Genomic DNA, 17,577 nt, shown 5'->3' with positions numbered 1-17,577 from the left:
ATAATCTTCCATGGGGACCTCCCGGCACGGTGTGGCGCGCGGCCACGTCTGACGATACCGACATTGTCGCGCGACCCACGTTTCCCGCGCGCGGGAGGCGCCTCAATGTTCAGCTCATATCGTCTTGCGTGGTCGCTGCCACGGACCGGCAGCCTCGACCCGTTGGCGGCCGCAAACCGACGACGCCCGTCGGCGAGCCATTCGGGCTATACTGCTTGCAAACCACGACCAGGGAGGTTCTCATGCACGACGTCGGAATGAACATGGGCCAGCTCGAGATGAGCGTCCGCCAGATTGACGACACCATCCAGATGGCGCACGAGTGGAGCCACCTGCTGCTGCACGCCACCGAAAACTTCGATATGGAGCGAATCGGCAGCCAGCTGGAGGCCTGCATGAAAGCGCTGGACGAGGCACACGCTGCGCTGGACGGCTACGCCGAGGCCATCGAGGCCGACCACAACTCCGTCGGCTCCGTCAAGCTGGTCTAGCCATGCACGTACACGGCCATGAAAGGGACGGGGCCGCCGCACCGGCTGAAAACCGCCCGGATCTTGCCAACGCCAAAGCGGAGCCCTCGGACACCGCTGCCGATGAGCTCGCGCGCTTCTCCGTCGCGGTGCCCGAGGGCCTGCTGCGGGCGTTCGACGCCCAGACGGCGCGGCGCGGCGACACGGTCAACCGCTCCGAGGCCCTGCGCGACCTGATGCGCGCCTCGCTCGTCGCGGACGAGCAGCGCACACCGGATGTGCAGGTCATCGGCTCGCTCACCATGATCTACGACCACCACACCGGCGACCTCACGCGGCGGCTGGACGAGATTCAGCACGACTACACCGCCGAGATCGTCTCCACCATGCACGTGCATCTGGACCACCACAACTGCCTGGAGATCCTGGCCTTAAAGGGCCAGGGGGCGCGCGTGTACGAGCTGGCCGACAAGCTGCTCGGCCTGCGCGGCGTAGCGCACGGCGAGCTGACCTGCGCCGCAACGGGGAAGAGCCTGGGCCGGTAGCGTGCAGGCCATGCGGGGTGCACGGATTCACATAACCGGCGTGGTACAGGGCGTGGGCATGCGGCCCTTCGTGTACCGCGAAGCCGTGGCGCGCGGGATTTCCGGCTGGGTGCTCAACGCCGGGGACGGCGTGCACGTGGAGGCGTGGGCGGCGGACGCGGCGGCGCTCGATGCGTTCGTCGGCGCCCTCTCCGCGAACGCGCCCGCCGCAGCCAAGGTGGAGAACGTATCCGTGACCCCGCTGGAAGGCGAGGGCCCACGGGCGCAGGATGGCCACGACCGACCGAGCGGGTTCCGCATCGTGGCGTCCGAGGACCAGACCGCGCACACGACTCTCGTCTCGCCCGACATCGCCACCTGCCCGGATTGCGTGCACGAGCTGTTCGACCCCACCGACCGGCGCTTCCACTACCCTTTCATCAACTGCACCAACTGCGGGCCGCGCTTTACCATCATCCGCGACCTGCCCTATGACCGGCCCAAGACGTCCATGGCGGCGTTCCCCATGTGCCCCCGCTGCGCGCGCGAGTACGCCGACCCGGCCGACCGGCGCTTCCATGCGCAACCCGACGCCTGCTTTACGTGCGGCCCGCACCTCACGTGGCGCGAGGAGGCATCTACGGGCAGTGGGGACGAACCGCGGGTTCCCGCGGTAGGTGCCACGTGCGAGGAGAGCGATGCAATCATCGGACGGTGCGCGCACCTGCTTGCCGCAGGTAGCATCGTTGCCATCAAGGGTCTGGGTGGGTTCCACCTTGCGTGCAACGCGGGCAACGATGCCGCCGTGCGCGAGCTACGCCGTCGCAAGCGGCGGAGCAACAAGCCGCTCGCCGTGATGATGCGAACGCTGGACGAGGTCCGCGGCGTCTGCAAGGTTGACGACGCGGAAGCCGCCCTGCTCACGGGGTCCGTGCGACCCATCGTGCTGCTTCGGCGACGTGTACAGATGGGTTCGGAACCGACGGGTGATGGTCCGGAACCGATGCTCGCCGAAGCCGTTGCTTGGAACCTTCCCGAACTCGGCGTCATGCTGCCGCATACCCCGCTACAGCACCTCCTGCTTGCCGCCTGCGGGGAGCGGGGTGTGCACGCGCTCGTGATGACGAGCGGCAACCTCTCCGAGGAACCCATCGAGGTGGATGACGAGCTGGCCTGGGAGCACCTGGTTGCGAGCGGTATCGCCGACGCGCTGCTCGGAAACGACCGTGCCATCCTCTCGCGCTACGACGACTCCGTGGTGCGCATAGTCGCGGGGGAGCCTCTGCCCGTGCGACGCGCGCGCGGTTTTGCGCCGATGCCGCTCTCGCTGCCCGCCTGCCCCGCACGTACCGGTAGCGACCCCTTCGTGCCGGGCGCCGCGCCCGTGGTGCTCGCCTGCGGCTCGGAGCAGAAAGCGACCATCGCCCTCACGCGCGAGGTGGATGACGGCAAGGCCCAGTGCTTTCTCTCCCAGCACATCGGCGACGTCGAGAACGGCGAGACCTTCTCCGCTTGGACTGAGGCCCGCGCGCGCCTTCAGTCGCTCTTCGACCTCACGCCCACCGCGCTCGCCTGCGACCTGCATCCCGGCTATCTGCCCAGCCAATGGGCGCGCGAACAGGCGCGCAAGCAGGGTCTGCCGCTCATTGAAGTGCAGCACCACCATGCGCACATCGCCTCCGTGCTTGCGGAGCACAACGAGCCGGGCCCCGTGGTGGGCATCGCACTCGACGGCACGGGGGCCGGTACGGATGGCACGGTATGGGGCGGCGAGATCCTCGTGGCCGATCTAGCCGGCTTTGAGCGCACCACCCACCTTGCAACTTGGCGTCTCCCCGGCGGCGCGGCCTCTGTGCGCGATGCCCGGCGCAACGCATATGCGCTGCTCATGGCTCACGGGCTGCTCGACCATGCCGGGGCGGCGAGCCTCCTTGAACGCATGGATGAGCCCACGCGCAAGGTGACCGCCACCATGGTAGAGCGTGGTATCAACAGCCCCCTCACCAGCAGCATGGGGCGCTTTCTCGATGCGTTGGCCGCCCTGCTCGGCATCCGCGACCAGGCAACCTATGAGGGAGAACCCGCCATCCAGCTCGAAGCTGCGGCGTGGCGGGCGGCAATCCGCTCGCAAGCCGCGGGAATCACCCTGCCGCTGCGAGGCGGGGTCCTGGATCCAGCTCCGCTCCTCCGCGCCGTATTGGACGGCATCGCCGCCGGCGCAGATCCGAACCTCCTGGCTTGGCAGGCACACGATGCCGTGGCGACAGGCTTTGCCGATGCCGCCATCAACATCGCCCGCGAACGCCGACTCGATACCGTTGCGCTCTCCGGCGGCTGCTTTATGAACCGTTTGCTGCTCTGCCGCATGTGGAGGCTCCTGGAACAGCGGGGCCTCAGGGCGCTCGTTCCCCACACGGTGCCCGTCAACGACGGGTGCATCGCCTACGGCCAGGCCGCCGTGGCGCGAGCGCGCGGCATATAGGAAAAGTCGGCCCTACTTTATTGGTTTGTCACGCACCCGCTGAAAGCGAGCCGCTACTTTATCGGTTCTCGGCGGGTCCGACCAGTAGAAGCGAAACCGCCATCCTCTCAACCTGGGCTTTCTATCCCTCACCCAGACTCCTTACGAGCACGGTCCCCTCAAAACAGATAAAGTATCGGCCTGCTTTTTCACGGCTGCCTCAAAACCGATAAAGTATCGCCTACTTTTCCGGCAATGCCTCGCATTCGGCAAGCAAGGGAATGCTCGGCGCCGCACCAGGTCGGCTCACAGTGATGGCCGAGGCCGTCGCCGCCAGGCGCATAGCCGTTTCAGGGGCATCCCCGCGCTCAAGTGCCGTCAGCAGGTAACCCGTAAAGGTGTCTCCCGCCGCCGTGGTATCCACCACCTCGTGCGAGAGCGCCGGTTGCCGAACGACCACCGCGCCATCCCGTATGAGCATGGAGCCTTCACCGCCGAGCGTGAGCGCGATCGTCGTCTGAGGAAAGCAAGAGCCCAGAGCCTGGGCAACATCGGCCCACGTGTCGCCGCTCGGCATATCCGGTCCCAGCAGCTGAGACGCCTCGACCTCGTTGACCAGCAGGTAGTCCACCCGTTCCAGCAGATCAACGGGTACGGCTTCATCCATGGGCGACGGATTGACCGCCACCCTCAGCCCCCGCTCGAGCGCACCCTCGATGATCTCGCCCGGCAGGTTGATCTCGTTCTGCAGCACCACCAAATCGCCGGGACGGCACGCGTCCAAAACCTCGCGTACATATGCAGGCGTCATGCGCCGGTTCGCTCCGCCGTAGAGCAGGATGCAGTTATCGCCCGCGGTGTCGTTTTGAATCACGGCGACGCCCGTCCGCTCGTCCGGCAACACGCGCACGCGCGTCACGTCAACGCCCGCGGCTACCAGCTCTTCCAGCAGAAATTGCCCATCGGTACCCACCATACCGGCAAAGCAAACCTCCGCCCCAGCGCGCGCGAAGGCGATGGCCTGGTTCAGGCCCTTGCCTCCCGAGCGCCGCGTCACCGCCGTGGCCGCAAGCGTCTCGCCGCGCGCCACCATATGCGACACGGTATACGTCTCGTCTATGTTCGCGGATCCAAACACCAGCACGCTCATGATGCTCCTCCCCTACAGCCGGGCCAGCTGGCCTAGCAGCGCCTCTTGGAACCCAGCCATATCCACGTCGTTCAACCGTAGCACGTCGCCACCCGGCACCACGCGCGTCTCGCCCCGCCGCCCGTCGCCGCAATCCACCTCGATGTCACAGGTCACACCGCTAAAGAGCTCGGGATTCGTGAGGTACAGGATGGTCGCGGCGTCGTGAATGACGCAGACGCCGTACCGCCACTCCGCGTCCACCGGCGTATAGAACGACAGCATCCGTCCCAGCATCGCGCGGCGGGGGTTTTCGTCCTCAAGCAGACCGCGGAGCTGCTCCCTCGTGAGCCCGCACTTGAGCGTGACGTCCAGCCCGCACATGACGATTGGCAGCCCGCTGCCAAGCACCATAGCCGCGGCCTCCGGATCGCCCCATACGTTGAACTCGGCATACGGCGTCACGTTGCCGCCCACCGTGGACCCACCCATAAGGACGATGCGGTCAATCCGGTCTGCAACCTGCGGATACACGCGCAGGAGCAAGGCGATGTTGGTGAGCGGCCCCGTGGGAACGAGCGTCATGCGACGGCCTTCCGGCAGCGCGGCGATGGCCCGTTGCATCGCAACGACCGCCGGCTCCGGCTCGAGCGCGCGCGTCGAAACGGGTAGCACAACCTCGCCGAGACCCATCGCCCCGTGAACCGCCGCCGCATCTTGGGCGGGACGAACCAGCGGGCGTACGGCCCCGCGCGCGAGCGGAACCTGCGGCAACCCCAGAAAGTCCGCCAGGCGCAGCACGTTTTTCGTCACGACATCACTCGGCAGGTTGCCTGCCACGCTGGAGACGCCGTGCAGCTGCAGACGATCGCTGCTCGCGGCCACGCAGGCCAGCATGACGGCATCGTCGATGCCGGGGTCGCAGTCCACCCAGATGTCGATTCGGTCGGTCGTAGAACTCACGGGGGCTCCCTTCACTTGCCCATCATGGTAAGGGTTGCGGCGCGCCCGCGGCGCAGGGACGCAGGCGTTGCGCTCTTCACTGGCGGCAAAGCCGGAAGGCCGCGGCCGAGAGCACCGGGAACGTGAGCGCCAGCCCGCAGGCGAGCGCTCCGGCGATGAAGAGCACCACGGCCGCCACGAAGAGGCGTCGCAGCGGAAAGCGCGACTTCAGCCAGGGAAACGTGGGGATGACGATAGCGAGCGTGAGCAGGTAGCCCGAGGTGATCCACTGGATGGTGGCCGTGCCCACCTGGAACTCCATCATCAGGGTTGGAAGCGCCACGTTGAGCGCCGTCTCGAACACCACCGCCGAGAACGAGAGCGCCCCCGCGGCGGCCATGGAGGCTACCAGCCGCGCGTCGAGCCGCCGGCTGAAGGTCGCCGCGGCTCGGCCGCAGCTGCACGCGCGCCGTCCGCCGCAGGCGCGGTCCCGGCCCTCGCCGGAACAATCTCTCTCCTCGGCGCCCAGGTCGCCCAGGCGCCGGTGGAAACCGACCTACACGCGGCCGATCGCGTACTTGAACGCGTCCGGATCGTGCGGCGTGTCGCCGTGGTAGTACTCGTCTAGCAGCTCGCCGTAGCGCTGGCGGTAACTGTTCTCAACGTCCTTCTGCGGAATGACGCGGCAGGCCTCATTGAAGAAGTGGAACGAGTCGCGGCCCATCTCCTGGCCCTTCTTGGTGTGCTTGTCGTAGGCGAGGTCCGGAATCTCCGGTCGCACGCCCAGCTCAGCACCCTTGATGACGATGTTCTTGAGGAAGTCCGTGGAGCGGTCCTTCTCGCCGGAGCACAGCAGGCGGATGGCCTGCACGAAGAACATCGGCTGGTCCACGTCGTCGTAGCCATAGTCCTTGCGCATCTGGTTGAGGGTGTTGATGTAGACGGCCATCTCCGGACGACAGCCCACGTCCTCCACGGAGATGGAGACGAGGCGGCTCCAGAGCTTCTCGAGCAGCACGGGGCTGGAGGTGTACAACTCGTACGCCACCTTCACCGCGTTCTCCAGGAACCACTGGGCGGTGTGGCCCTCGTCGTCCACCACCTCGTCGGACTCGCTGCCGCGGCGGATGCTCTTCTGCAGCGACGAGATCATGAGGTCGATGGGGAAACCATGCTTGGTGGTGCCGGTCTCCCAGATGGAATATGCCATGGTTGAACTCCTTTTGTTGTTGGTTGCGGACGGGCGGGGTGGTACGTTGGGACTGTCCCGGCGTACCACCCCTCACGCTTGGCCTACTTCTCCAGCCACTCCGGCTTGGTCAGCGTGGGCCAGTAGTCCTTGTTGGCCACAATCAGATCGTCCAGGATCTTCACGGCCACGTTGGCGGAGGGCACCGTCTTGGAGAGCGTGAAGGCCTGCAGCAGCTTGAGGTACGCGCCCTGGGCGTCGCCGGCCTCGCCGGCCTGCCAGGCGTCCACCACGAGCTTCTCGCACGCCACCTGCTCCTCCATCAGGCCCTTCTGGAAGGTGGGAATGCGACCGATGCTCAGCGGCTCGTAGCCGTCCTTGCCCACGATGCAGGGGATTTCCACCATGGCATCGTCATCGAAGTTCTCGAGCGAGCCCTCGTTGGGCACGATCAGCAGCATGCGCTCGTGTGTGTTGAACGCTAGCGCCGTGGCCAGGTCCACGATGAACTCGGCGTGGATGCCCACCTTGAGCGTGGTGTCCTTGCCGGTCCCCTCCTGGGCGATGCGCGCGCACTCGCCGAAGACGCGGGCCTCGCGCCCGGCAACCACCTGATCGGCGCGGGTGATGGGCGTGCCGTCCTCGCGGTATTCCACATGCTTAATCATGTCGTCGCCGTACAGGTAGTACTGCAGGTAGGTGTTCCACGACACGGTGGGGTCCAGCGCCACCAGGTCCTTCTCCTTGAGCGCCGTCTCGTACCAGGAGCGGTCCGTGTAGTGGCCGGCGTCCTCCGGATCGTCATCGGGACTCGTGTTGCCGTACTTGATCTGGTGCGCCAGCAGCTCCGGCAGCAGCTCGGTGCCCTCGGCGTTCTTGACGCTCGTGTACCAGCCAAAGTGATTCAGGCCAAAGTAGCGAATGTCCAGGTCCTTGCGGCCGCGGATGTCCGGATGGGTGCGGCCCAGGATGTCGGCCATGTTGTTCTCGAGGCCGATGGGCATGTCGCAGATGTTGATCACGCGGCTGTCGGGGCACACGCGGCGCGTGGCCTCGGCCACGATGGCCGCCGGGTTGGAGTAGTTGAGCATCCAGCAGTTGGGGCTGTACTTCTCCATGTACTCGATGTTCTCCAGCACGCCAGGGATGGAGCGCATGCCGTAGGCCATACCGCCGGGGCCGCAGGTCTCCTGGCCCACCACGCCGTGCTTGAGGGGAATCTTCTCGTCCAGCGAGCGCATCGGCAGCTGGCCCACGCGAATGTGCGCCAGGCAGAAGTCGACATCGGTGTAGGCCGTCTCGGGATCCGTGGTGGCCACGAACTGGATGGACGGGTCCTTCTCGTGCACCAAGACCTGGCAGGCGGGTGCCAGCTTGCCCTGGCGGTCAGCGTCGTTGTCGTACAGCTTGATGCAGCGCAGCGGGAGCCGGTCCAGGTTCTCCAGGAGCATGAGGATGATCTCGGGGGTGTAGGTGCTCCCGCCACCCGCGATCACGACGGAGAACTTCTTCTTTTCCATGTGCATACCTTCTTTCCGTCTGTTTGCCTTATCGACAATCAGTGCCTGAGGAGCGTGCACATGCTCCCAGATGCACTGGGGATTGGGCCGAGCGTCCCAAAAATGCAGGAACTACTTGGAGGCTGCGGTAGCCTCGTCGGCGGCCTCGGTCTCCAGCTGCTCCTTCTCCATGAGCTTGAAGAACGGGTAGTAGATCGCGGCCATGATCACCAGCAGCACAACCACCAGCACCGGCGCGCGCCAGTCGAGCGTCATCAGGTAGGCGCCCACTCCCGGGGGCATGAATCCCGGAGGAGCCGTTATCGGCATGCCCACCAGGCCGGTCGCGAAGGCGAACCAGCTGATGACGGTGCACACCAGCGGGCCGAACACGAACGGGATGAACATGAACGGGTTCAGCAGGATGGGTGCGCCGAAGATGACGGGCTCGTTGATGCCGAAGATGGAGGGCACGATGGCCGCCTTGCCGATGGCCTTGTACGTCTGGCTCTTGGAGAGCAGCATGAAGATCACCAGGCCGAGCGTGAGGCCGGAACCGGTAACCTGCAGGACGTTGAAGTAGAAGCCATAGGTGAACACGTGCGTCACGGCCTGGCCGGCGGCGTAGTTGGCCGCGTTCTCGGTGGCGTAGGCGATGGCGAACGGCGCCCAGGCAACCTGCGTGATGCTGGGCCCGTGCAGGCCGAAGAACCACAGCAGCTGGGTGAGGAAGATCACGATCAGCAGCGCGGGCAGCGTGTCCATGGAGCTGATGGCCGGAGCCAGCAGGTTCATGATGAGCGCGGGGAACGCGGCGCCGCCCAGGTTGGTGGAGGCCAGCGCGATGCCCGAGGCGGCCGCGCAGGCGAAGAAGATGGGGATGAGCGCGCTGAAGCTCTCGGACACCATGTCGGGCACGGAGTCCGGCAGCTTGATGACCACGTTGTACTTCACCAGCACGCGTGCGATCTCCACCGTCAGGATGGCGGCGATCATCGAGGTGAAGAGTCCCGAGGAGCCGAAGTACGTGGTGGCGATGCCGTCCTTCACGTCCACACCCGTGAGGATGAACAGTACGGCGACGGACGAGATGGCGAGCATGGTGTTGTCGATGTCGTAGCGCTTGGCCAACGAGCGCGCGATGAGGTAGCACGCGTAGATGGCCACGAAGTCGGTGGTCTTGGCGGCGATGGTCGTGAAGAACGGGTTCACGACGCCCAGGAAGTCGTACACCGGACCGGAGCCGATGAGGTTCATGAAGGCCATCGGCAGCAGGCACATGGAGCCCACGATAATGAACGGCGTGGCGCCGATCATGCCGTCCTTGATGGCCTGAAGGTGCTGCTGCTTCTCGATCTTCGCGGCGATCGGCATCAGCCACTTCTGGAGGAAGTTCTGAAGCGCTTCCATTACCCTACCTTTCCATTGTCGTCAACCGGCGGGAGCCTAGGCGCCCAGCAGCGTGTTGACCTGCTTGAAAATGTTGCCGCAGTTGGCGATGGCATAGTCTGCGGGCGCGATCACGTCCACGGGCTTCTGGCCGTTGACGCCGGCCACGATGTCGTCCTTCTTGTAGGCAATCTGCGGCCCCAGAAGAATGACGTCGTACTTGTCCGCGACGTTGCGGAACTCCCCAACGCCGGTGGCGCTGACCTCGAAGCCCTCGATGCCCTTGGCCTCGGCGTACTGGCGCATCTTCTTCATGACGATGCTGGTGGACATGCCACCTGCGCACACGAGCAAAACCTTCATACCGTTCCCTCCTCTGCTTGGTTTCCCGTCCGGCCGGAGTGCCCCGGCCGTGGGCCTGTCTGGGTCTCCCCGGGCCTCAGCCCTCTTCCTTGTCTTGCTTCGACTCGTGCAGGTACAGGATCTCGGCTATGAGCTCCTGCGCCAGCATGGCGGTCATCAGATGGTCCTGAGCGTGCACGAGCATGACGTCGACGGGCGTGTGCTCGCCGCTAGCCTCCTTGGAGAGCAACGCCGTCTGCTGGTGGTGCGCCTCGAGCGCGGCCTTGCTCGCCTGGTCCAGCAGCTCATGAGCACCCTCGTAATCGTGCTGGTGCGCAAGGTTGAGCGCCTCGAACGCCAGGCTGCGAGCCGTACCGGCCGCCGCGATGATGCCAAACGAGATGAGCTCCGTGGACTCGTCCCCGCCGTCCTTCTGAACGGCTTCGTCCTCCTGAGACATCGCAAATCACCTCCCCTGAATGATCGATACGAGCGTTTCCCAGGATTGATCCTGGATGAGCCTGCGCATGTCGTCGGCGTCCATGAAGATGTCGGCGCATGTGCTGAAGAAATCGTCGAGGGCGCGCCCGCCTGAGCGCGCATAGGAGAACAGGAACACGGCCTGCACCTGGTGCATGTCGCCCCAGGCCACGGGCTTGTCCAGCAGCCCCACGCACACGTGCGTGGCATCGCTCATGGCGCGCAGCGGGTGCGGCATGGCCACGCCGTTACCGAACGAGGTGGCCGCGGCCTCCTCGCGCGCCAGGACGGAACCCAAAAAGCCCTCGTCCACCGGCACGCGCCGGGCCATGCGCTCGCAGAGCAGCCCGATGGCCTCGCGACGGCTCGCCACGTCCAGGTGCGGTAGAAACAGGTCCGGGCTGAAGTGCGCCAGGAAGTTCCGCGCGGCGGGGCGCCCGTTCAGGATGCGGCGGATATCGCCCGCGTCCGTGTCCTCAAAGAAGAAGTTGATCTGGCACACGGGCACCGGGAGCTCCTGCTCCAGGGGCACCGTGGTGAACACGTAGTCGATAGTGCTGAAATCCTGGCGCGCCGCATCGTGCGCATCGCAGGTGCGGATGGTGTCGATGTAGCCGGAGAACGCCTGCTTGAAGCGGTACTCCAGCATGCGCGCCGTGCCCATGCCCGAACCGCACACCATGAGGACGTTCTTCTTGCTGGCGCCGGTGCGCTGGCGCTCCAGGGCCAGGGCGAAGGCCAAGGCCAGATAGCCGATCTCGTCCTCCGAGGGCTCCGCGTCGTAGTGCTCGGCCAGCACGCCCGCGGCGTCCGCCGCGATGGAGTAAGCCAGCGGGTAGCGGGTCTTTATGTCCGCCAGCAGCGGGTTCTCCATGCGGAGCCCGTAGCGCAACCGCACGGAGAGCGGGGCCAGGTGCCGGGCGAGGTTCATGCGCAGCTCAAGGTCACTACGGAAGTCCAGGTGGGAGGACTCCCATACGCGATCCAGGATGTCGCCCACGGCGGTCCACACCTCGTCGGAGATGGCGGGGGCGCCGCCGGCGTCGTCGGACGAGCCGGCCTCCACGAGCTTGTCCAGGGTCTTCTTGCCCGCCAGGTGGATGGCGATGTAAGCCACCTCGGTCTCGGGCATCTCCACGTTCAGGGCACGGCCCACCTTCTGGGCGATGCGCTGCGCCACGGGGAACTCCTTGGCGCCGCGCAGGGCGGCCAGGCGCTCCTCGTCCAGCGGCACGTAGCAGTCGCTGCGGATGCGCTCGATGGCCACGGCCACGTGCACCACCAGATTCTGCAGGGCGCCGTAGCCGATGGTGATGTCCGCGTCCTGCAGCGCATCGTTCACGCAGGCGGCAACCTGCTGCACCACGCGGTCCTGGCCGGCGTCCCAGCTGGGCACGCCGTTGGAGAGGAGCTTCTTGGAGATCAGGCTCGCCAGGCACAGGCGGCGCGGCATCTCGGGGCCATCGATGCGCACGCCGTAGCGCGGACGGCGGACCACCTCGAGGCCGAAGCGTTCCACCAGGGAGGACACGGCCTTGAGGTCGCCCGAGACACTCTGCGGGGATACGTATAGCATGTCAGCCAGGTTGGCGATGGTCACCCAGTCGCTGCGCTGCAGCAGGTCCATGGCCAGGGAGAGGGCGCGCTCCTCGGAGGCGCTGCGGTCGCTCGCGCCGGCAAGGGCGTGGCTGCGGTCCACCCAGGCGGTAAGGGCCTGCGGGTCGGTCACGTCCAGCCGGTAGCCGTTGCCCGTGCGCGAGAACGTGATGCGGGCCACGCCCTCGAGTGCGCTGTTCGCCTGGTGGATATGGGAGCGCACGGTGCGGATGCTCGCGTTAAAACGCCTTGCCAGCCGTTCCACAGAGAGCACCTCCTCACCTTGCAGCGTTGTAACCAAGTCCACGGTACGCACACTGGCCCCCTTCTATATTTTCCATGGTAACAACCGCATTTTGGAACTCCATCGCCCTGCCTGCAACCGAGGTTGCAGCGGTATTACGTAATAGTAACCGACCTGGCGTTTCCTTGGGTTTTCCCCTGGTTCTGGGGGCTGGGGGCCGGCAGCGGGCCTTGTTTGGCGGCGCGGGTTGTCCTAGCGTGTAGCCTTGCCTGAGTTGTGCCGAGGCGCGGGACGACCCCGCCGGACCCCTCGGCAAGGATCGCAAGGGGGCTTACATGAACACAGACGTCGTCATCGTCGGCGCCGGACCGTCCGGCATCTTCACCGCGCTCAAACTTATCGAGGAGCGTCCGCAGACGCGCATCGTCATGCTCGAGAAGGGCCTGCCCGTCGAGCGCCGCCACTGCCCCAAGGACAAGACGGGACACTGCATGAACTGCAACCCGTGCAACATCACCACCGGGTTCTCCGGCGCGGGCGCGTTCTCGGACGGCAAGCTCTCGCTCTCGCACGAGGTAGGCGGCGACCTGCCGGAGCTGATCGGCGCCACGCGCGCGCAGGACACCATCGATATCGTGGATAAGATCTACCTGCGCTTCGGTGCGGACAGCCACGTTGAGGGCGCGGGCGGAAACCCTGCGGCGCGCGCCATCCGCCTGCGCGCCATCCAGGCGGGCCTGAAACTGGTGGACTGCCCCATCCGCCACCTGGGCACCGAGAAGGCCCAGGAGCTGTACGCCGCCATCGAGAAGTACCTGCTGGACGCCGGGGTCGACATACGGTTCCGGACGGAGTGCCGCGACATCGTCATCGAGAACGACGCCTGCACCGGCGTGGTGGCGGTGGGTCCCGTGGGCGAGGAGCGCATCGACGCCCGGAGCGTCATCGTGGCCACGGGCCGCCGCGGCGCGAACTGGCTGGAGGGGCTCTGCACCGCGCACCACATCAAGCACGAGCCCGGCCCCGTGGACATCGGCGTGCGCGTGGAGATGCGGAACGAGGTGATTGAGGACGTGAACAACGTGCTCTACGAGGGGAAGCTCATCGGCTACCCCAACCCGTTCCGCAACAAGGTGCGCACCTTCTGCCAGAACCCCGGCGGCTTCGTGGCGCAGGAGAACTACGACGGCGGCCTGGCGGTGGTGAACGGGCACTCCTTTAAGGAGCGGAAGTCCGATAACACCAACCTGGCGATCCTATGCTCCCACAACTTCCGCGAGCCCTTCAACCAGCCCATCGCCTTCGCGCAGAACGTGGGGCGGCTGTGCAACATGCTGGGCGACGGGCACATTCTGGTGCAGCGCTTCGGCGACATCCTGGACGGCAAGCGCACCTGGGAGAAGGAGCTCGCGCGCTCCAACGTGCGGCCCACGCTGCCGGACGCCGTGGCAGGCGATATCACGAGCGCGCTGCCCTACCGCACCATGACGAGCATCGTGGCGTTCATGCTGGCCGTGGACAAGGCCATTCCCGGCTTCGCCTCTGCGGAGACGCTGCTGTATGCGCCGGAGCTCAAGTTCTACAGCAACCGCGTGTCCATGGACGCGGAGTTCAACACCAACGTGGCGGGGCTCCACTGCCTAGGCGACTCCAGCGGATGGACCCGCGGCCTCATGATGGCCTCCGTGATGGGCTACCTGATGGGCGAGCGCCTGGCCTCCGAGCTGTAGCGAACGCGGATGAAAGAACGAACCAGAGACGTTTCATCATCTGCACGACGATGAAACGTCTCTGGTTCCTTTCTTCGGCTCGCTCCTTCACCCGTGGGAGGTCCGTGGTGCGCTTGTGACGCTAGTGCGCAATTCCGCCTGCAGGGGTACCATCTTCCACGGTAAACGGGGAGAGGGGTTTAACCATGTGCCTAGCGGTACCGGGAAAGATTCAGTCCATCGAGGAGGGGGGTCGCGCCGTCGTCGACATGCTCGGCGTCACACGCGAGGCCTCGCTGCGTTTGGTGCCCGACGCGCAGGTGGGAGACTACGTGCTCGTGCACGCGGGCTTTGGCATCCAGGTGATCGACCCGGAGGAAGCGCGCGAGACCATCGAGCTCTTCAAGCAGCTGCCCGAGCTCGCCGACGAAGGCACCCCCGCCGAGGCCGTGGCATGACGACATCCAACGCAACCGCCGCGTCCCGCGATATCAACTTTGACGCCTTCCGCGACCCCGTGCTCGCGCGGGAGCTCATCGCGCGCATCCACGAGCTTGCCGGCGACCGCCAGATCAACCTCATGGAGGTCTGCGGCACGCACACCATGAGCATCGGCCGCTACGGGTTCCGCAGCGTCATGCCCGCGGGCGTCAAGCTGCTCTCCGGCCCCGGCTGCCCCGTGTGCGTCACCGCCAACCACGACATCGACCACGCCATCGCGCTGGCCCGCATGGACGACGCCATCATCACCACGTTCGGCGACATGATGCGCGTACCGGGCAGCTCCACCTCGCTCGCGCAGATGAAGGCTGCCGGCCGCGATATCCGCATCGTCTACTCGCCGCTCGACGCGCTGGACATCGCCGCCGCCAACCCCGAGCGCCAGGTGATCTTCATGGGCGTGGGCTTTGAGACCACCACGCCCACCATCGCCGCGTGTATTCTGGAGGCCGAGGCGCGCGACCTGCCGAATTTCTCGGTCTACTGCGCGCACAAGACCACGCCGGCGGCGCTCCGGGCCATCGCCAACGACCCCGAGACGCGTATCGACGGCTTCATCCTGCCCGGCCACGTGAGCACGATCACCGGACTCGCGCCGTATACCTTCCTGGTAGACGAGTTCCAGACGCCGGGCGTGGTCACGGGCTTTGAGCCGGTGGACATCCTGGAGGGCGTGGCCGAGCTCGTGCGCCTGGTGGTTTCCGGCAAACCGGCCATCGAGAACGCCTACCAGCGCGGGGTGTCCACAGACGGCAACGCCGTCGCGCGCGCCCTGGTGGCGCAGGCGTTCGAGCCCTGCGATGCCGAATGGCGCGGCTTGGGCACCATTCCCGCCTCCGGCCTGCGGATTCGCGATGCCTTTGCACGATTTGACGCGAGCCGTCGCTTCTCGGTGCAGATCGAGCCCACGGTGGAGCCCCGCGGCTGCCGCTGCGGCGACGTGCTGCGCGGCGCCATCACCCCCGGCAACTGCCCGCTCTTCGGCCGTGCCTGCACGCCCGAGCATCCCGTTGGCCCATGCATGGTGTCCAGCGAGGGCAGCTGCGCGGCGTACTTCCGCTACCGGGAGGCGTAAGCTCGACCGGAGCCCATCCGGCACCCGCTCGAGCTACCGGTCCACGTCAACACGCGTTTCGCTAAGGAGCTACGCATTATGGCACATTCCGATACCGTCTTGTTGGGCCATGGGTCCGGCGGTCAGATGATGAAGCGCATCATCGACGATGTCTTCCTAGAGGCCTTCGGCTCGCCCGAGCTGCTCGCCGGCAACGACGCCGGTGTGGGCACCCTGCCCGCTACCGGCCGCATCGCGATGTCCACCGACAGCTTTGTGGTTACGCCCCAGTTCTTCCCCGGCGGCAACATCGGCCGGCTGGCCATCTGCGGCACCGTCAACGACGTTGCCACTTCCGGTGCCAACGTGCGCTACCTCTCCTGCGGGTTCATCCTGGAGGAGGGCTACCCCATGGACGACCTGCGCCGCATCGTTACGACCATGGCCGAGACCGCGCGCGAGGCGGGTGTCCGCATCGTCACCGGTGACACCAAGGTAGTGGAGCGCGGTGGCGCGGACGGCGTGTACATAAACACCGCTGGCGTTGGCGAAGTCCCCGAGGGCGTGAACCTCTCGGGCGCCAACTGCCAGCCCGGCGACGTCATCCTCGTCTCCGGCACGCTCGGCGACCACGGCATCGCGGTCATGAGTCAGCGCGAAGGCTTGGCCTTCGGCACCACCATCGAAACGGATGCGGCGCCGCTGAACCACCTGATTGCCGCCGTGATGGAGGCCGCGCCGCACGTCCGCTGCTTCCGCGACCCCACGCGCGGCGGCCTGGCGAGCACGCTGAATGAGTTCGCCTCGGCGAGTGGCGTGAACATGGAGATCAAGGAAGATGCCGTTCCCGTGCGCGATGAAGTGCGCGGCGCCTGCGACATGCTCGGTTACGACGTGCTCCAGGTGGCCAACGAGGGCAAGATGGTCGCCGTGGTGCCCGCTGACGAGGCTGACGCAGCCCTCTCTGCCATGCACGGTAGCCGATACGGCGAGAACGCCGCGATCATCGGCACCGTGGGCAGCGTCTCCGGGGACCCGGTGGTCCGCGTACGGACGCCTTGGGGCTCCACGCGCATCCTCGACATGCTGGTGGGAGAGCAGCTGCCGCGCATTTGCTAGTGGCGGCGGTCGGACGGGATGATCTGCACCCCGCGCCAGTTCTCGCGAGACTGGAGAAGGGCCCGGAGAAACCGCAGGAAAGCGATAAACGAGGATGGGCACGTGGTTCTTGCGTGCCCTGAGACCGAATCGCTTTCCTGGGTTTCTCCGGGCCCTTCTCACAGTTCGCTCGAAATCGGCGCGGGGGCGCAGGTCATCCCGTCCGACCGCTGCGCTACCATGGCCGTTGGCAGAACTGGGCTGAAAGGGATACTCGCATGCACTTCGATACCGTGATCTTCGACCTCGATGGCACGTTGCTCAACACGCTGGAGGACCTAGCCGCAGCCGGCAACCATGTGTGCGCGGTCCATGGCTGGCCCACGTTCTCGGTGGACGAGTACCGCTTCAAGGTGGGGAACGGCATGCCCAAGCTCGTGGAGCGGTTCATGCCCGAGGAGCTTCGGAGCAATCGCGCGCTTTTCAACCAGGCATACGCCGAGCTCTGCACTTACTACGACGTGCACAAGGAGGACCATACAGCTCCCTACCCCGGCATCGTCGAGCTTCTCGATGAACTACAACGCGCGAGCCTCACACTTGCCGTCCTTTCCAACAAGGACCACGCTGCTGTTGTTCCACTCGTTGCGCGCTACTTTGGCGCCGACCACTTCGCCGTCGTACAGGGCCGCGTCGATGCCTTTCCGCCCAAGCCGGCTGCGCCCATTACGCTGCATGTGCTCGAACAGCTCAGCGCCGATCCCAAAACCACCCTCTACGTGGGTGACAGCAACGTAGACGTGCAGTGCGGCCACAATGCCGGACTCAAGGTAGCAGGCGTCTCCTGGGGCTTCCGCGGCCGCCCCGAGCTTGAAAAAGAGGGTGCCGACTTCATCGCCGACACCCCAGAAGAGCTCACTCGTATCGCGGAGCGCTAATGCCTCTTTGAG

Annotated in this window: 17 protein-coding genes; 8 read left to right on the top strand and 9 right to left on the bottom strand. The window is 66.0% G+C overall.

From position 1 onward, the window contains the following. The first annotated feature begins 242 nt into the window (after positions 1–242). From GDJ97_RS03470 to hypF, 3 genes are read left to right on the top strand one after another with little or no spacing between them, the layout of a single operon-like run. Positions 243–491: a hypothetical protein gene (locus GDJ97_RS03470; protein ID WP_152069808.1), complete on the top strand. Its 249-nt coding sequence runs from the start codon at positions 243–245 to the stop codon at positions 489–491. Between the two features lie 2 nt (positions 492–493). Beyond that, the gene (nikR, locus tag GDJ97_RS03465) at positions 494–1,015 is read left to right on the top strand and encodes a nickel-responsive transcriptional regulator NikR (protein WP_152069807.1); all 522 of its coding nucleotides are present in this window, start codon (positions 494–496) and stop codon (positions 1,013–1,015) included. Between the two features lie 10 nt (positions 1,016–1,025). Beyond that, on the top strand, positions 1,026–3,476 hold the full coding sequence (gene hypF, locus GDJ97_RS03460) for a carbamoyltransferase HypF (protein WP_152069838.1): 2,451 nt from the start codon (positions 1,026–1,028) through the stop codon (positions 3,474–3,476). Between the two features lie 220 nt (positions 3,477–3,696). On the opposite strand, the gene GDJ97_RS03455 is transcribed toward hypF, so the two are convergent. From GDJ97_RS03455 to GDJ97_RS03415, 9 genes are all read right to left on the bottom strand, one after another. Continuing rightward, positions 3,697–4,605, bottom strand: a complete 909-nt coding sequence (locus GDJ97_RS03455) for a ribokinase (protein WP_152069806.1) — start codon at positions 4,603–4,605, stop codon at positions 3,697–3,699. A gap of 12 nt (positions 4,606–4,617) precedes the next feature. Further along, positions 4,618–5,547 (bottom strand): nucleoside hydrolase, encoded by a 930-nt coding sequence (locus GDJ97_RS03450; RefSeq protein WP_152069805.1) that lies wholly within the window; start codon positions 5,545–5,547, stop codon positions 4,618–4,620. 76 nt (positions 5,548–5,623) lie between these two features. Beyond that, on the bottom strand, positions 5,624–5,926 hold the full coding sequence (locus tag GDJ97_RS03445; protein ID WP_152069804.1) for a hypothetical protein: 303 nt from the start codon (positions 5,924–5,926) through the stop codon (positions 5,624–5,626). 156 nt (positions 5,927–6,082) lie between these two features. After that, positions 6,083–6,736 carry a hypothetical protein gene (locus GDJ97_RS03440; protein WP_152069803.1) on the bottom strand — a complete coding sequence of 218 codons (654 nt, stop codon included), beginning with the start codon at positions 6,734–6,736 and terminating at the stop codon, positions 6,083–6,085. Positions 6,737–6,819: 83 nt separating this feature from the next. After that, a complete protein-coding gene (locus tag GDJ97_RS03435; protein ID WP_152069802.1) occupies positions 6,820–8,235 on the bottom strand; it encodes a 6-phospho-alpha-glucosidase in 1,416 nt (471 codons plus the stop codon). 111 nt (positions 8,236–8,346) lie between these two features. Then, positions 8,347–9,624, bottom strand: a complete 1,278-nt coding sequence (locus tag GDJ97_RS03430; RefSeq protein ID WP_152069801.1) for a PTS sugar transporter subunit IIC — start codon at positions 9,622–9,624, stop codon at positions 8,347–8,349. 36 nt (positions 9,625–9,660) lie between these two features. Next, complete coding sequence (locus GDJ97_RS03425; RefSeq protein WP_152069800.1) at positions 9,661–9,966, bottom strand: PTS sugar transporter subunit IIB; 306 nt, start codon at positions 9,964–9,966, stop codon at positions 9,661–9,663. A gap of 76 nt (positions 9,967–10,042) precedes the next feature. Then, positions 10,043–10,405 carry a PTS lactose/cellobiose transporter subunit IIA gene (locus GDJ97_RS03420; RefSeq protein ID WP_152069799.1) on the bottom strand — a complete coding sequence of 121 codons (363 nt, stop codon included), beginning with the start codon at positions 10,403–10,405 and terminating at the stop codon, positions 10,043–10,045. 6 nt (positions 10,406–10,411) lie between these two features. Next, positions 10,412–12,337, bottom strand: a complete 1,926-nt coding sequence (locus GDJ97_RS03415) for a BglG family transcription antiterminator (RefSeq protein ID WP_152069798.1) — start codon at positions 12,335–12,337, stop codon at positions 10,412–10,414. 263 nt (positions 12,338–12,600) lie between these two features. On the opposite strand from GDJ97_RS03415, the gene GDJ97_RS03410 reads away from it, so the two are divergent. From GDJ97_RS03410 to GDJ97_RS03390, 5 genes are all read left to right on the top strand, one after another. Then, complete coding sequence (locus GDJ97_RS03410; protein WP_152069797.1) at positions 12,601–13,995, top strand: NAD(P)/FAD-dependent oxidoreductase; 1,395 nt, start codon at positions 12,601–12,603, stop codon at positions 13,993–13,995. Positions 13,996–14,180: 185 nt separating this feature from the next. Then, positions 14,181–14,432 carry a HypC/HybG/HupF family hydrogenase formation chaperone gene (locus GDJ97_RS03405; protein WP_152069796.1) on the top strand — a complete coding sequence of 84 codons (252 nt, stop codon included), beginning with the start codon at positions 14,181–14,183 and terminating at the stop codon, positions 14,430–14,432. After that, positions 14,429–15,550 carry a hydrogenase formation protein HypD gene (gene hypD, locus GDJ97_RS03400; protein WP_152069795.1) on the top strand — a complete coding sequence of 374 codons (1,122 nt, stop codon included), beginning with the start codon at positions 14,429–14,431 and terminating at the stop codon, positions 15,548–15,550. Before GDJ97_RS03405 ends, hypD begins: the two co-directional genes overlap by 4 nt. 78 nt (positions 15,551–15,628) lie before the next feature. Continuing rightward, complete coding sequence (gene hypE / locus GDJ97_RS03395; RefSeq protein ID WP_152069794.1) at positions 15,629–16,648, top strand: hydrogenase expression/formation protein HypE; 1,020 nt, start codon at positions 15,629–15,631, stop codon at positions 16,646–16,648. A 257-nt stretch (positions 16,649–16,905) separates the two neighbouring features. Beyond that, positions 16,906–17,565 (top strand): HAD family hydrolase, encoded by a 660-nt coding sequence (locus tag GDJ97_RS03390; RefSeq protein ID WP_152069793.1) that lies wholly within the window; start codon positions 16,906–16,908, stop codon positions 17,563–17,565. Positions 17,566–17,577: the final 12 nt, after the last annotated feature.

It is taken from the genome of Collinsella sp. AK_207A (assembly GCF_902501965.1).
Classification (GTDB): Bacteria; Actinomycetota; Coriobacteriia; order Coriobacteriales; family Coriobacteriaceae; genus Collinsella.
The sequence above is the reverse complement of the archived record's forward strand: the minus strand, read 5'-3'. Positions and strand labels throughout refer to the sequence as shown.

Excerpts from the sequence above, each read along its gene's own strand:
- GDJ97_RS03470 (WP_152069808.1), top strand. The coding sequence starts at position 243 with ATGCACGACGTCGGAATGAACATGGGCCAGCTCGAGATGAGCGTCCGC.
- nikR (WP_152069807.1), top strand. The coding sequence starts at position 494 with ATGCACGTACACGGCCATGAAAGGGACGGGGCCGCCGCACCGGCTGAA.
- hypF (WP_152069838.1), top strand. The coding sequence starts at position 1,026 with ATGCGGGGTGCACGGATTCACATAACCGGCGTGGTACAGGGCGTGGGC.
- GDJ97_RS03455 (WP_152069806.1), bottom strand. The coding sequence starts at position 4,605 with ATGAGCGTGCTGGTGTTTGGATCCGCGAACATAGACGAGACGTATACC.
- GDJ97_RS03445 (WP_152069804.1), bottom strand. The coding sequence starts at position 5,926 with ATGGCCGCCGCGGGGGCGCTCTCGTTCTCGGCGGTGGTGTTCGAGACG.
- GDJ97_RS03440 (WP_152069803.1), bottom strand. The coding sequence starts at position 6,736 with ATGGCATATTCCATCTGGGAGACCGGCACCACCAAGCATGGTTTCCCC.
- GDJ97_RS03435 (WP_152069802.1), bottom strand. The coding sequence starts at position 8,235 with ATGGAAAAGAAGAAGTTCTCCGTCGTGATCGCGGGTGGCGGGAGCACC.
- GDJ97_RS03430 (WP_152069801.1), bottom strand. The coding sequence starts at position 9,624 with ATGGAAGCGCTTCAGAACTTCCTCCAGAAGTGGCTGATGCCGATCGCC.
- GDJ97_RS03425 (WP_152069800.1), bottom strand. The coding sequence starts at position 9,966 with ATGAAGGTTTTGCTCGTGTGCGCAGGTGGCATGTCCACCAGCATCGTC.
- GDJ97_RS03420 (WP_152069799.1), bottom strand. The coding sequence starts at position 10,405 with ATGTCTCAGGAGGACGAAGCCGTTCAGAAGGACGGCGGGGACGAGTCC.
- GDJ97_RS03410 (WP_152069797.1), top strand. The coding sequence starts at position 12,601 with ATGAACACAGACGTCGTCATCGTCGGCGCCGGACCGTCCGGCATCTTC.
- GDJ97_RS03405 (WP_152069796.1), top strand. The coding sequence starts at position 14,181 with ATGTGCCTAGCGGTACCGGGAAAGATTCAGTCCATCGAGGAGGGGGGT.
- hypD (WP_152069795.1), top strand. The coding sequence starts at position 14,429 with ATGACGACATCCAACGCAACCGCCGCGTCCCGCGATATCAACTTTGAC.
- hypE (WP_152069794.1), top strand. The coding sequence starts at position 15,629 with ATGGCACATTCCGATACCGTCTTGTTGGGCCATGGGTCCGGCGGTCAG.
- GDJ97_RS03390 (WP_152069793.1), top strand. The coding sequence starts at position 16,906 with ATGCACTTCGATACCGTGATCTTCGACCTCGATGGCACGTTGCTCAAC.